This window comes from Halolamina salifodinae (assembly GCF_017874235.1).
In the GTDB taxonomy this organism is placed as follows: Archaea; Halobacteriota; Halobacteria; order Halobacteriales; family Haloferacaceae; genus Halolamina; species Halolamina salifodinae.
Window position 1 is genome coordinate 143,803 of the sequence record NZ_JAGGLC010000005.1, and the last position, 12,812, is coordinate 156,614.

Consider the following 12,812-nt stretch of genomic DNA (forward strand, 5'->3'; position numbering starts at 1 on the left):
GCGCTGTCAGTCGATCCGGTCCTCATAGTGGCCAAAGATGTCCGTGATCTCCGGGTCGGCGCCGACGGCGGAGTAGACCGTCAGCAGGTCGCCTTCTCGGATCACCGTGTCCCCGCGGGGCGTGATCGGCTGGGACTCCTCCTCGCGCTCGATGGCGACGACGAGCATGTCGTCGGTGAGGTCGCCCGACCGCGCGGCCTCCTGCAGGGTTTTCCCGGCAATCGGCGCGTTCTCGGTGACGGTGATCTCGAACACCTCCGCCTCATCGCCGATGCGCATGTAGTCGACGATGGCCGGGCGCGCGACCGCCCGGTAGAGATACTCGGCGATCAGCTGTTGGGGGTTCTCCATCGTGTTGACGCCGATCTGCTCGAACACACCCATATGCTCGGGGTTGTGGACGACCGAGAGGATCGACGGGATATCGAACTCCTTTGCCAGCAGGCAGACCATGATGTTGGTCGCGTCCTGATCGGTCGTCGAGATGATGGCGTCGGCGCGCTCGGCCCCGGCGTCGGCCAGCGTCTCCTTGGTCGTCGCGTCGGCGTCGATGACCAGACAGTCGTACGCGTCGGCCGCGCGGTTGGCGCGTTCGTCGTCCTGTTCGATCACGACGACTTCGTTCCCGGAGCGGGTCGCGATCTCGATGAGCGGCGACCCGATGTCGCCCGCCCCCACGATGATGATGTACATGGTCAGTGTTCCTCCGTGTGTTCGACGTCCTCACTGCCACAGTGCGGGCAGACGGCGACGGTCTCGTCGACGCTCCGGCCGCAGTTCTTACAGCGCACGCGGCCGGTGTTCCGGATGTCGCCCAGATACGCCCAGTGCAGCGACTCCTCGCCGTCCAGCCCCCGCTCCCGGCTGACGTGGTAGAGCGAGGCCGGTTCGGCCTCGGACACCTCGCCGTCGGGGCCCGGCGGGCGCATCCGTACGAGCGCGTACACGCCGTGGTTCTCGATCCCGAGCAGTTCGCCGGCCGCCTCGGCCTCGATCTCCTCGGACAGTGGCGTCCGGAGCGACTCGATCCGCTGTTCGACGTGGGACATGAGCGCCCGCAGTTCGGACATCCCCAACCTGTCGACCGCCTCGATCAGCGTGTCGGGCAGGCGATCCGACGGGGCCGGCCCTCCGACCGAGTCGCTCATGCACGCACCACCCCGGCGACAGCGACGACGCCGACGGAACCGTGTGAATCCATGGGCGAACCGACTACAGCGATCAATAAGTATTTGCCGAATACGCGAACGATAGCGTACTTTCCCAGAAAGTTTCTTTCTTTTCGTTCGATCTCTCCGAGAGACCCTCTACGGCCGATTGCGGCGGGAGTAGGGCGAGGTTACGCAGTTCTAGGACGGCCCCGAGACCCGGAGCGCAAACAGACGCGTACCAGTAACGTAAAAGGCGCCAGGGGACCAACCCGGGGTATAAATATGGGTCTTCAGATCGATGTAATCGACGAGCAGATCCTCTACTTCCTCACCGAGGAAGCCCGCCACACGTCCGCGCCGGACATCGCGGAGAGGGTGGACGTCTCGGCGCCGACAGTACGCAACCGGATCCGGCGCCTCGAGGAGGCGGGCGTCATCCGGGGGTATCACGCCGACATCGACTACGAGAAAGTGGACGGTCGGCTGACCAACCACTACATCTGCAGTACCGGGAACCGCAACCGACAGGAGATGGCCCAGCGAGTGCTCGACGTGCCCGGCGTGACCAACGTCCGGGAGATCATGTCCGGGAAGGGCGACCTCCGGATCACCGTCGTCGGCGACGACACTGACGACCTCACCCGGATCGCCCAGGACATCACGTCGCTGGGGATCGAAATCGACGACGAGGACCTGATCCACCGCGAGTACTTCCGCCCGTACGCGCCGTTCGGTCCGCGGGACGAGGTTGTCTCGCCGGTCACGGGCGTCGCGGGTCTCGCCGGCGACGCCGACGTGGTCGAAGTGATCGTCCGCGAGGGCGCACCGATGGCCGGGATGACGCTGCAGGAAGCGAACGAGGCGGGACTGGTCGGCTCAGACATCCTCGTCGTGCAGATCAACCGCGACGAGGAAGCCATCACGCCGACCGGGGAGACACAGATCCGCCCGGGCGATTTCGTCACGGTCCACTCGCGGTCGGGCGTGACCGACGAGACGCTCGAAGCGTTCACCGACTACTGAAAACGCCGCCGGCGCTCAGACCAGCAGCAGCGCCATCGCCGCCACCAGCGTCGCCAGCAGGAGGATCAGGCTCCGGTCGATGCCGGCTTTCGTGTCGACCTCCTCGCGGCCGGTCGCCCGGGCGATGGCCGCGTCCGGGTCCTTCGCCGTCCGGACCGAGAACTTCGCCAGCGCCACCGCGGCGTCGTCGACGCGGGCGTAGAGTTCGGTGACGCCGACGACGAGATAGCGCGTCCCGTAGAACGTCGCGGGGTTGTAGAGCCGGTCGATGTCGGGCACCCGCCCCAGCCCCGAGAGGGGCTTTTTCACGAGGCCGAAGCCGATCAGGCCGGCCACCGCGAGCGCGACGCCCTCGGCGACGTGGCTCACCGTGTAAGTGTGGTAGACGTGCGAGACGACCGCCTTGTCGGTCACGTCGAACGGCAGCAGGCTAAAGAGCGCGCCGTCGGCGACGCCGAAGAACACACAGAGCGCCGCGACGGTCACCATCGCGACCGACTGGCCGCGGTTGGCGTCTTTCACGCTCCCCTCGTACTCGCCGTGGAAGAAGGCGTAGTAGCCGAACTTGATGAACGACATGAACGTCCCGACGCCACCGATCAGCAGCAGCCACTCCAGTCCCGTGCGGCCGGCGATGTGGACCACGCCCTGGAAGTCGTAGTGGCTGGCGGCGATCACGATACCCTTGCTCACGAAGCCGTTGAAGCCGGGGAAGCCCGCGATGGAGAGCGCGGCGACGGTGAACGCCCCTGCGGTGATCGGCATCTCCCGGGCGAGGCCGCCGAGCTTTTTCAGGCTCTCCTCGCCGGTGCGGTAGATCACCACGCCGGCGGTCATGAACAGCAGCCCCTTGTAGAGGATGTGGTTGAACACGTGGGCGAACGCGCCGGCCTGGGCCAGCGCGGAGCCGATACCGACCCCCGCGACCATGTACCCCACCTGCGACTGGATGTGGTAGGAGAGCAGGCGGCGCATGTCGTTCTGGAACAGCGCCATCGTCGCCCCGAAGACGGCCATGATGCCGCCCATGTAGGCGACGGCGACGCTCCCGTGCTCCGGGAACACGCGGTACAGTCCGTACACACCGGTCTTGGTGGTGAAGACACAGAGGAACACGCTTGCCGCGATATGCGGGCGCGGGTACGTGTCGGGCAGCCACGCGTGCAGGCCCACGAAGCCGACGTTGACGCCGATGCCCAGCGCCGCGAGGACCGGCGCCACGGGGCCGGCCAGCCCCGCGCTCTCGGGGCCGCCGGGCACGCTCGCGAACAGGAAGGTTCCAGCCTCGGCGAAGTGCCAGATCACGGCGCCCAAAAAGAGCGTGCCGCCGATGCCGTGGAGTACGGCGTAGCGGAAGCCCGCGCGCACCGCCTTCCCGCCGTAGTGCCAGACCAGCAGCGTGCTGGTGACGGCCATCAGCTCCCAGAAGAAAACGAGCGTGAGCCAGTCGCCGCCGAAGACGGCGCCCAGACTGCTCGCGACGTAGGTCAGCGCGAACGCGGTCTGGATCGCCTCGGCGTCGCTGTAGTAAGAGTAGAGCACCCCCACGGCGCCGATGAAGGCGAATATCAGCCCCATCAGCGTCGAGAACGGGTCGACGTTGAAGATCACCGTCTCGAAGCCGAACAGGCCGAACTCGGTGAAGTGGGCGCCGGAGTCGACCAGCCAGACGTACGGCACCATCGCGAACGTCACGAGACCAGCAACGGCGTGGCCGAGTCGGCGACCGAGCAGCGGCAGCAACAGCGCCGCGACGAACACGGGCAGGAAGGGGGGAACGATCGGTTCCATCAGACACGCACCCCCGTGACCGCGAAGACGATCTCCCTGACGATCCGCAGGAACACTGCGGCGTCCGGGATCACGCCGAGCACGATGGAGCCGCCGGCCGCGAACAGGATCGGGCCGAGCATGAACCACGTCGACTCCTGGCCGCCCCAGCCACGGACGTCCCAGTCGCCGCCGTGGCCGTGATCACCCTCGTGGTCGTCACCGTGCCCGCCGTCGGTAGCCAGTTCGGCGTCGTCGCCGAAGAGGCGCCCCCCGAGGGGGCTCTCGATCAGCGGCTTCTCGTCGCTCCCCTCTTTCGACTCGAAGAAGGCGGCGTACACCACCGGCCAGAAGTACGCGATGTTGAGCACGCCCGAGAGCAGCAGCGCGCCCGTAAAGACGAGATAGCCCGCGGACACCGTCCCGATCAGCAGGAAGTACTTGCTGACGAAGCCGGCGACGAGGGGGATACCCGCCATCCCCAACGCGGCGATCCCGAAGGCGGTTATCGTCAGTGGCATCCGCTTGCCGATCCCCGCCATGTCGCTGATGTCGTCGGTGTGGGTCTCGACGTGGATCGCGCCCGCACAGAAAAACAGCGTGAGCTTCATGAACGCGTGAGCGGGGATGTGGAGCAGTCCGCCCACCAGCGCGTACGCCGAGGCTTGACTCGGCGCCGCCGCGGCGCCGACGGCCAGTCCGAGCACGATGTAGGATAGCTGGCTCACCGTCGAGAACGCGAGCCGGCGCTTGAGGTTGTCCTGCCGGAGCGCGATCACGCTCGCGACCACGAGCGTGAAGCCGGCGACGGCCGCCAGCGGGAGCCCCATCCCGATCTCGGCGACGGTTTCGGGGCCGTACACGTCGAGGACGACGCGGGCGATCCCGAAGATCCCGGACTTCACGACCGCGACCGCGTGGAGCAGGCCGGAGACGGGCGTCGGCGCCACCATCGCGTCGGGGAGCCAGGAGTGCAGCGGCATCAGCGCCGCCTTGACGCCGAAGCCGGTGATCAGCAGGCCGAAGGCGACGCGGGCGAGCGTGAGGTCGACGCCCGAGAGGCCGGCGATGCCGCCGGGCGTGAACGCGGTCGTCCCGGTCAGCCAGTAGATCAGTACCGCACCCGCGAGGACGGCGACGCCGCCGCCGAACGTGTAGGTGAGGTACTTGCGGCCGGCCGCGCGGGCCTCGTCGGTCTCGTCGTGGCTGACCAGCGGGTAGGTCGCCACCGTGAGCAGTTCGTAGAACACGAACAGCACGAGGAGGTTCCCGGCGAACGCGATGCCGACCGCGGAGGCGACGCTGCCCGCGAACGCCGCGAAGTAGCGCGTCTGGTCGCTCTCGTCGAGGCCGCGCATGTAGCCGATACTGTAGAAACTCGTGATCAGCCAGAGCAGGCTGGCCACCAGGCCGAACAGCACGCCGAGCGCGTCGGCCTGGAGCGTGAACTCGACGCCGGGCACGAGCGTGCCGACCGTGGTCTCGTAGGTCTGCCCGTCGAGCACGCCCGGCACCATGCTGCCGACGATAGCGAGGTTCGCTACTGCTGCGAGCAGCGTCCATCCCTCCCGGAGGTCCGGCCGCCCGCGGGAGGCCAGGATCGGGAGGATGGCGGCTGCCGTGACGAGCACTGCCGCGAGGGGTCTGAGTGATTCCATTATGCGAGTAGTTCCGCGACGGTTGGTTGTAGCATCTGTCCGTACTCGAAGGCGAGCATGCCGAGGCCGACCGCCGCGAGCGCGGCGACGACGATGGTCATCTGCATCCCCGTCGAGAGCGCGCTCACGTCGACGTCACCAGAACGCTCCGCGTTCTGGTTGGCAGACGAGTGCCTCTGGCTCTCGTCGACGCCGCTCCCGTCGGGGTCACGGAAGAAGATCCGTTCGAGCACCCGCGCGAAGTACGCCAGCGTGAGCAGCGTGCTCGCGAGGATCACGACCACGAGCGGCCACGCCTCGGCCTCGACGGCGCCCAACACGATGTACCACTTGCCGACGAAGCCGACCGCGGGCGGGACACCCACCATCGCCAGCGCGAGCACGCCGAACACGCCCGCGCCGAGCGGGAGCCGCTGGATCAGCCCCTCGTAGTCGTCGACGGCCCGGGCGCCCGTGGCGGTCGCGATCAGGCCGGCGGTGAGGAACAGGCCGCCCTTCATCACTGCGTGGCCCACGAGCTGGACCGTCGCGCCGATCATCGCCGTCTCGTTGGCGACGGCGACGGCGCCGACGACGAGGCCGAACTGCGACACCGAGGAGTACGCCAGCGTGCGCTTGATCTCGGTCTGGGCGACCGCGAGCACGCTACCGAACACGATGCTCACGACGGCGCCCGCCGCGAGCAGCGACTGGGCCGCCGGGTTCGCCTGCAGGAACTCGACGGTGAACACGGTGTAGACGATCCGGATCAGCGCGTAGGCCGCGACCGTCGACACCAGCGCCGAGATGAACGCGCTCACGGAGTCGGGCGCGCCGGCGTAGGCGTCGGGCTGCCAGGCGTGCAGTGGGAAGACGGCGACCTTGACGAACAGGCCGACCACCAGCAGCGCGAACGACGCCTGGACCAGCGGGTCGGTGTGGCCGACCTCGGCCAACTGCGCCGAGAGGTCGTTCATGTTCAGCGTCCCCGTCGCGATGTAGGCGTAGCCGATCCCGAGCAGGAACAGGCTGGCGCCGACAGTGCCCACGATCAGGTACTTGAGCGCGGCCAGCGCGGAGCGGCCGCCCTCGCCGCTGGCGACCAGCGCGTAGGCCGCCAGCCCCGTGATCTCGAGGAACACGTACATGTTGAAGATGTCGCCGGTGATGCTCATCCCCGTCAGGCCGCCGACCAGCAGCAGGTAGACGGCGTAGAACGCGTTGGTCCGGGGGCCGGCGACCCGCGAGTACGCGAGCACCGCAAGCGAGATGACCGCGACCAGCAGCGCCATCGTCGCCGAGAGCCCGTCGACCACGAGTTCGATGCCATACGGCGCGGTGAAGCCGCCGACGACGTAGGTGACCGTCTCCTCGAACGCGCGGTCCGCGAGCACGGCGGCGGCGACGACCTGGACGGCCGTGGCGACGACCGCCACCGGCCAGCCAGTGTCCTGCCGGACGAGGCCGGCCAGCAGTGCGACCACCGAGAACAGCATCGGGAACGCCACGAGCATGGCGGGCAGGTCACTCATCGCGGACCACCTCCCGGATCTCGCCCTCGCGAAGCGTGCCGTACGCGTCGTTGATGCGGACGATCAGCCCCAGCGCCACCGCGGTGAGGCTGACCCCGACGACGATGGCGGTCAGGATCAGCACGTGTGGCAGCGGGCTGACGTACGGTTCGGGCGCGGAGACCAGCGGGGGGCTCGCGCCGTCGACGAACGCCGACGCGATGAAAAAGAGGAAGATCCCCGTCTGGAACACGTTCATCCCGATCACCTTCTTGATCAGGTTGGCGTTGCCGATCAGCATGTACGTCCCGATCCCCGACAGCAGGAAGGCGACGAGGAAGTAGCTCCGGGACGCGAGCATGTCGATCATTCGCGCTCACCCCCGACTCCCGCGGCGATGCTGAAAAACAGGCCGGTGACGATGCCGGCGACGATGACGCCGATGGCGAGTTCCACGAACTCGATCCCGTACTTCGTGGCGTGCGGGATGCCGAGGTCGTGGTAGACCGAGTACTCGAGGAAGCCGGCGCCGAGCAGCACGCTCCCGAACCCGGTGAACAGGAACGCGAGCACGCCGATCCCGACCAGCGCGACCGGGAGTCGTGGCCCGATCCAGTCGCGGGTGGCGCCGATGCCGAAGGCGATGCCCAGCATCAGGACGACGGTGCCGACGATGACGCCGCCCTGGAAGCCGCCGCCGGAGGAGTCGGCGCCGTGGAACATCACGAACAGGCCGAACGTGAACACGAACGGCATCACCACGCGCACCGTGGCCATGATGATCGGGCTGCCGACGTACGACGAGACGCCGACCGTCTCGGGCGCGTCGCTCATCCGAACACCTCCCGGTTGAGCACGACGAGCAGTCCGACGCCCGCCGAGTAGACCACGACGGCCTCACCCATGGTGTCGAACCCACGGTACGCCGCGAGCACCGCGGTCACGACGTTCTCGACGTGGGTCTCCTCGTAGGCGCTGTCGAGGTAGTAGCTCGTTACGTCGTCGGTCGCGACCGGCGATCCGGCGTCGCCCACTGCGGGGAGGGCAAACACCGTCGACGACAGCGCGAGCACGAGTGCGAGCGCAACGGCGGCGGCCCGCAGGTCGATCTGTTCGAACGTCCGTTCGACGGTCGGTGAATCGGTTTTCACGATAGTGAGCAGGAACAGGACGGTCATCACGCCGGCACCCACGGCGGCCTCCGTGAGCCCCACGTCGGGGGCCCGGAGGAACACCCAGATGATGGCGATACTGAGGCTGTACGCGCCGAACGCGACCACGGCGCTGAGCACGCTGCGCAGCACGGCGGTCGCGGCGGCGGCGGCGACGACGAGCGCGAGCAGCGCGATCTGGAGCGCCGCCGTCATTGCTCGTCCTCCGTGGTCCAGGGCTCGATGCCCCGTTCGCGGGCCGCCCGCGTGATGGCGTGGGCGGCGGTCGGGTTCGTCAGGAACATGAACAGGAGCAGGAGCACGACTTTCAGCGTGTTGTGGCCGAGTCCGTAGCTCGTGGCGACGGCCGCCAGCGCCAGCACGGCGCCCAGCGTCTCGCTCTTGGAGGTGCTGTGGGCCCGGGCGTAGATGTCGGGGAGCCGGAGCAGCCCGACGGCGGCGACGATGGCGAAAAACACCGCGCCAAGCGAGAGCACCAGCACCGCGATCTCGCGGGGCGTCATAGCGCACCCCCGCGTTCGACCTGGAACTTCGAGATCGAGATGCTGAGCAGGAAGTTCAGCAGGGCGTACACCAGCGCGATGTCGAGCGCGCCGGGTTCGCCGATGGCGGCGGCGATCAGCGCGATCACGATCACGACGTTCGAGCCGATGAAGTTGATCGCGATCACCCGGTCGGGCACTGTCGGCCCGACGACGGCGCGGTAGATCCCCACCAGCGACGTGAGGACGAACACGGTCGCGGCGCCCAGCAGGATGGTCTCGATCATTCTTCACCCTCCTCGGACTCGCGGCGTTCGATGGGGCTGGGGATCCGGGCGGCCGCGCGGCCGTAGAAGACGAACCGGACCGCGCGTTCGAGCGTTCCGGCGAACAGGTCCTCGCGAGCGCTCGCAGTCAGGCTGTGGACGACCAGATGGCTGCGCTCCACGTCGACGGTGAGGGTCCCTGGCGTGAGCGTGATGCTGTTGGCCAGCGTCGTGACCGGGAGCGACGACCAGACGGCGGCGTCGAACTCCACGGTTTTGGGCTGGATCGGCAGGGCCGGGTGGAGCACGATGTACGCGATCTGGAAGTTCGCCTTCGCGATCTCCCAGAGCAGGAACGGGACGTACAGCACGAAGCGGGCCAGTCGCTTGACGGTCCGGAGCGGGTCGACCGACGATGTCAGCGAGACGCGCCACAGCGAGACGGCGACGATGCCGGCGCTGATGGCGCCGGTCGCGAGTTCGAACGCTTTGAGCGAGCCAGCGAGCACGAGGTAGAACAGGAACGAGGCGGCGAACAGCGTGAAAAACTGCGTGAGCGTCCCGCTGCGGACGAGTTGGGACTGCTGCTGTTCGGCCGACACCGGTGCCTCGTCGACATCGAGGCCCGCGCGGCGCACCTCCGCCTCCAGCGACGGGAGCAGCGGCGTCGACCCGATGGGGTCGTAGCGGGGGTCGAACATCGCACGGTCCAGCCCCTCCCGCTCGGCGTAGCGGACGAGCACGTCGGCGTAGTCGCCGGGCGTGGAGAGGTACACGTGGGTGGCGATCAGCGCCGTCTCGACGGTCAGGTCGGCGTCGCCGGCGTCCTCCTCGGCCCACGAGGCGACGCGATCCAGCAGCGACTCGGCCGCGTCCGTGCGGCCGGACCGGTCGACGTACGAGACGCGCTCGGGTAGGGGGTAGACGAAGTGGATCGACGCCGACGATCCGTCCTCGTCGGCGTGGTCGAGCGCGTGCTCGACCGCGTACGTAACCGTGTTCCGGAGGCTGGCCGACTCGGCCACGGGTACCAGCAGCCCCGACTCGGTCACGGCGACCACCCCACCGACGGACGGTCCTCCGAACGGATGGGATCGAGTGGCATCGGTAGTTCGCTTATTGGTTCGTCCACGCGGTTTAAAGGATTTCCCACTCGCCCCCGGCCCCGCATACGAGAAACGATAACGGATCGAGCATCAAACCCGGCAGTCACACAGCAACCCGTTAACGAACGCTCTCCAGATTCACGATCCGTCAGTCTATCTCGGTTACAGTCGGATCTACGGAGGGGAACGTTTTTGTCACACCAGCGTTATGCCGAGTACGATGCAACGCCGCAAGTTCCTACAGGGAGTCGGCCTCGCCGCCGTCGCGAGCACCGCTGGCTGTACCCAAATCACCGGATCGGAGTCAACCGAGGCCGCGGGCGTGAGCGGCGAGACGCTCACGCTCACGACGACGACGAGCACGTACGACACGGGACTGCTCGACGCGATTCACAGCGACTTCGAGGAGATGTACGGTGTCACCGTCGACGCCGTCGCCCAGGGGACCGGCGCCGCCCTGGAGTCGGCCCGGAACGGCGACTCGGACGTGGTGATGGTCCACGCACGCGGCCTCGAGGACGAGTTCATGCGCAACGGCTACGGGATCAACCGTCGGGACCTGATGTTCAACGACTTCGTGATCGTCGGGCCCACGAGCGACCCGGCCGGGATCGAGGGCTCGTCGTCGGCGACGGAGGCCCTCGCCACCATCGCCGAGACCCAGTCGGCGTTCGTCTCCCGCGGGGACAACTCGGGAACCCATACGAAGGAGAAGAACCTCTGGGAGGCCGCGGGCGTCGACCCCGGCGGCGACTGGTACCAGGAGATCGGCGCCGGGATGGGCGAGGCGCTGAACAACGCGAACCAGCAGGGCGCCTACACGCTCTCGGACCGCGGGACGTACATCTCCCAGCGCTCCGAGATCGACCTCACCATTCTGGTGCAGGGCCCAATCGAGGGCGGCCCGGAGATTCTCGCGAACCCCTACGGGATCATGGCGGTCAACCCCGGGGTCCACGACAACGCCAACTACGACCTCGCGATGGCGTACATCGGCTGGATCACGAGCCCCGGCGCGCAGGACGCCATCTCGAACTACGAGATGAACGGGGAACAGCTGTTCTACCCCGAGGCCGTCTCGGAGGAGCCCAACTTCCAGCAGTACGTTCCGGAAGGTTGGAGTAGCGACTCCGACAGCGAGTAAGCGTGCCAATCGAGTCGGCTGTCCCGCTGCTGCTCGACAACCCCTTCCAGCGGGGGTACGTCCCGAGCATCGTCTACGTCTCGCTGTACGTGAGCGTGATCGCGGTGACGCTGAGCACGCTGGTCAGCCTCCCCATCGGCCTCGTGATGGGGTTCACCCAGTTCCCGGGCAAGCAGTTCGTGAAGTCGGTGATCAACACCGGGATGGGGTTTCCCAGCGTCGTCGTCGGCCTCATGGTGCTGTTCGCGGTGTCGAACCAGGGGCCGCTGGGGGCGCTTGATCTGATCTTCACCAAGCAGGCGATGATCATCTCGCAGTTCGTGCTCGCGACGCCGCCGATCACCGCCATCAGCCTCGCAGCCATCACGGGCGTCGACGAGAACGTCCGCGACGCCGCCCGCGCACTCGGCGGCACACGCCTCGACGTGGCGCTGGTCGTCATCAAGGAGGCCCGCTACGGCATCGCGACAGCGGTCCTCGCCGGCTTCGGCCGCGCGATCAGCGAGGTCGGGTCGGTGCTCATCGTCGGCGGGAACATCACCAGCGCCGACGGCATCTCGAAGACCCGGACGCTGACCACTGCGATCCAACTTGAGGCCCGACAGGGCCGCTACGAGACGGCGATGGTGCTCGGCGCCGTCCTCGTGACTATCGTGCTGCTGGTCAACGCCATCGTGGTCCGCCTCGGCGAGACGGGGGCGATGAACCGATGATCCGGCTCTCGAACGTCTCGCACAGCTACGGCGTGGAGCAGGTCGTCGACGACGTCTCCCTCGACGTGGAACCGGGCGAAGTCGTCGCCGTCATCGGCCCCTCCGGCGTCGGGAAGACCACCCTGCTCCGGACGATGGCGCTGTTCCTCGAACCCGACGCGGGGACGGTCGCACTCGACGGCGACGCGGTGTGGGACGCCGCCGAGGACGAACGGCTGGCGCTCCGCCGCCGAATCGGGATGGTGTTTCAGGAGGCCAGCCTGTTCGACGCCTCCGTTGCCCGGAACGTCGAGTACGGCCTGCGGGTCAGGCAGGACTGGCGCGAACGGATCCGGGAGCAGCTTCGGTCGCTCGCCGGTTCGACCAACCCCGCAGCGGCCGTCGAGGACGCGCTGGAGGTCGTCGGCCTCGCCGACAAACTCGACCAGCAGGCCCGCTCGCTCTCGGGCGGCGAGGCCCAGCGCGTCTCGTTCGCGCGAGCGCTCGCGTACGAGCCGAGCTACCTCCTGCTCGACGAACCGACCTCCGACCTCGACCCGCGGAACACCGGACTGATCGAGGAGGCGGTGTTCGAGGCTCGCGACCGCGGCATCGGCGTCGTGGTCGCCACCCACGACATGCACCAAGCCGAGCGCGTCGCCGACCGCGTTGGCGTGCTGCTGGGCGACGGATTCACCGAGGTCGGCCCCACGGAGCGGATCTTCGATGACCCGAGCGACGAGCGCACCCGGAAGTTCATCTCCGGGGAACTGGTGTACTGAGCCGGCGCCGACGCCCCCGACGCCGCGGGTGACCGTTCCCGTGGCGATCTCCGACGCCGCGGGTGGCCGTTCCCGC

General features: G+C 67.9%; 15 protein-coding genes. 4 read left to right on the plus strand and 11 right to left on the minus strand.

Annotated elements, in window-relative coordinates; translation table 11 throughout:
• Positions 1-6 precede the first annotated feature (6 nt).
• A complete protein-coding gene (locus J2753_RS11780) occupies positions 7-693 on the minus strand; it encodes a potassium channel family protein (RefSeq protein WP_209492254.1) in 687 nt (228 codons plus the stop codon).
• Between the two features lie 2 nt (positions 694-695).
• Positions 696-1,148, minus strand: a complete 453-nt coding sequence (locus J2753_RS11785) for a zinc ribbon domain-containing protein (protein ID WP_245334614.1) — start codon at positions 1,146-1,148, stop codon at positions 696-698.
• Positions 1,149-1,433: 285 nt separating this feature from the next.
• On the opposite strand from J2753_RS11785, the gene J2753_RS11790 reads away from it, so the two are divergent.
• On the plus strand, positions 1,434-2,174 hold the full coding sequence (locus J2753_RS11790; protein WP_209492255.1) for an Lrp/AsnC family transcriptional regulator: 741 nt from the start codon (positions 1,434-1,436) through the stop codon (positions 2,172-2,174).
• Between the two features lie 15 nt (positions 2,175-2,189).
• On the opposite strand, the gene J2753_RS11795 is transcribed toward J2753_RS11790, so the two are convergent.
• Genes J2753_RS11795 through J2753_RS11835 form a run of 9 tightly spaced genes read right to left on the minus strand, consistent with a single transcriptional unit; the run spans position 2,190 to position 10,064 of the window.
• Complete coding sequence (locus J2753_RS11795; protein WP_209492256.1) at positions 2,190-3,965, minus strand: Na(+)/H(+) antiporter subunit D; 1,776 nt, start codon at positions 3,963-3,965, stop codon at positions 2,190-2,192.
• On the minus strand, positions 3,965-5,602 hold the full coding sequence (locus tag J2753_RS11800) for a cation:proton antiporter (protein WP_209492257.1): 1,638 nt from the start codon (positions 5,600-5,602) through the stop codon (positions 3,965-3,967). The genes J2753_RS11795 and J2753_RS11800 overlap by 1 nt, the downstream gene beginning before the upstream one ends.
• Positions 5,602-7,113, minus strand: coding sequence for a monovalent cation/H+ antiporter subunit D family protein (locus J2753_RS11805; protein ID WP_209492258.1), 1,512 nt, complete (start codon positions 7,111-7,113; stop codon positions 5,602-5,604). The genes J2753_RS11800 and J2753_RS11805 overlap by 1 nt, the downstream gene beginning before the upstream one ends.
• On the minus strand, positions 7,106-7,462 hold the full coding sequence (locus J2753_RS11810; RefSeq protein WP_209492259.1) for a cation:proton antiporter subunit C: 357 nt from the start codon (positions 7,460-7,462) through the stop codon (positions 7,106-7,108). Before J2753_RS11810 ends, J2753_RS11805 begins: the two co-directional genes overlap by 8 nt.
• Complete coding sequence (locus J2753_RS11815; protein ID WP_209492260.1) at positions 7,459-7,926, minus strand: MnhB domain-containing protein; 468 nt, start codon at positions 7,924-7,926, stop codon at positions 7,459-7,461. The genes J2753_RS11810 and J2753_RS11815 overlap by 4 nt, the downstream gene beginning before the upstream one ends.
• A complete protein-coding gene (locus J2753_RS11820) occupies positions 7,923-8,459 on the minus strand; it encodes a DUF4040 domain-containing protein (protein WP_209492261.1) in 537 nt (178 codons plus the stop codon). The genes J2753_RS11815 and J2753_RS11820 overlap by 4 nt, the downstream gene beginning before the upstream one ends.
• Entirely contained in the window at positions 8,456-8,767 is a 312-nt protein-coding gene (gene mnhG / locus J2753_RS11825; protein WP_209492262.1) for a monovalent cation/H(+) antiporter subunit G, read from the minus strand. The genes J2753_RS11820 and mnhG overlap by 4 nt, the downstream gene beginning before the upstream one ends.
• Entirely contained in the window at positions 8,764-9,033 is a 270-nt protein-coding gene (locus J2753_RS11830) for a monovalent cation/H+ antiporter complex subunit F (protein ID WP_209492263.1), read from the minus strand. Before J2753_RS11830 ends, mnhG begins: the two co-directional genes overlap by 4 nt.
• On the minus strand, positions 9,030-10,064 hold the full coding sequence (locus J2753_RS11835; RefSeq protein ID WP_321168817.1) for a monovalent cation/H+ antiporter subunit E: 1,035 nt from the start codon (positions 10,062-10,064) through the stop codon (positions 9,030-9,032). Before J2753_RS11835 ends, J2753_RS11830 begins: the two co-directional genes overlap by 4 nt.
• A gap of 274 nt (positions 10,065-10,338) precedes the next feature.
• On the opposite strand from J2753_RS11835, the gene J2753_RS11840 reads away from it, so the two are divergent.
• The 3 genes from J2753_RS11840 to J2753_RS11850 are packed head-to-tail and all read left to right on the plus strand — an operon-like array spanning position 10,339 to position 12,736.
• Positions 10,339-11,262, plus strand: coding sequence for a substrate-binding domain-containing protein (locus tag J2753_RS11840; protein WP_379809843.1), 924 nt, complete (start codon positions 10,339-10,341; stop codon positions 11,260-11,262).
• A 2-nt stretch (positions 11,263-11,264) separates the two neighbouring features.
• A complete protein-coding gene (locus J2753_RS11845; protein ID WP_209492266.1) occupies positions 11,265-11,975 on the plus strand; it encodes an ABC transporter permease in 711 nt (236 codons plus the stop codon).
• Entirely contained in the window at positions 11,972-12,736 is a 765-nt protein-coding gene (locus J2753_RS11850; RefSeq protein ID WP_209492267.1) for an amino acid ABC transporter ATP-binding protein, read from the plus strand. The genes J2753_RS11845 and J2753_RS11850 overlap by 4 nt, the downstream gene beginning before the upstream one ends.
• Positions 12,737-12,812: the final 76 nt, after the last annotated feature.

Excerpts from the sequence above, each read along its gene's own strand:
- J2753_RS11850 (WP_209492267.1), top strand. The coding sequence starts at position 11,972 with ATGATCCGGCTCTCGAACGTCTCGCACAGCTACGGCGTGGAGCAGGTC.
- J2753_RS11780 (WP_209492254.1), bottom strand. The coding sequence starts at position 693 with ATGTACATCATCATCGTGGGGGCGGGCGACATCGGGTCGCCGCTCATC.
- J2753_RS11810 (WP_209492259.1), bottom strand. The coding sequence starts at position 7,462 with ATGATCGACATGCTCGCGTCCCGGAGCTACTTCCTCGTCGCCTTCCTG.
- J2753_RS11790 (WP_209492255.1), top strand. The coding sequence starts at position 1,434 with ATGGGTCTTCAGATCGATGTAATCGACGAGCAGATCCTCTACTTCCTC.
- J2753_RS11800 (WP_209492257.1), bottom strand. The coding sequence starts at position 5,602 with ATGGAATCACTCAGACCCCTCGCGGCAGTGCTCGTCACGGCAGCCGCC.
- J2753_RS11805 (WP_209492258.1), bottom strand. The coding sequence starts at position 7,113 with ATGAGTGACCTGCCCGCCATGCTCGTGGCGTTCCCGATGCTGTTCTCG.
- J2753_RS11785 (WP_245334614.1), bottom strand. The coding sequence starts at position 1,148 with ATGAGCGACTCGGTCGGAGGGCCGGCCCCGTCGGATCGCCTGCCCGAC.
- J2753_RS11815 (WP_209492260.1), bottom strand. The coding sequence starts at position 7,926 with ATGAGCGACGCGCCCGAGACGGTCGGCGTCTCGTCGTACGTCGGCAGC.
- J2753_RS11820 (WP_209492261.1), bottom strand. The coding sequence starts at position 8,459 with ATGACGGCGGCGCTCCAGATCGCGCTGCTCGCGCTCGTCGTCGCCGCC.
- J2753_RS11840 (WP_379809843.1), top strand. The coding sequence starts at position 10,339 with ATGCAACGCCGCAAGTTCCTACAGGGAGTCGGCCTCGCCGCCGTCGCG.
- mnhG (WP_209492262.1), bottom strand. The coding sequence starts at position 8,767 with ATGACGCCCCGCGAGATCGCGGTGCTGGTGCTCTCGCTTGGCGCGGTG.
- J2753_RS11830 (WP_209492263.1), bottom strand. The coding sequence starts at position 9,033 with ATGATCGAGACCATCCTGCTGGGCGCCGCGACCGTGTTCGTCCTCACG.
- J2753_RS11795 (WP_209492256.1), bottom strand. The coding sequence starts at position 3,965 with ATGGAACCGATCGTTCCCCCCTTCCTGCCCGTGTTCGTCGCGGCGCTG.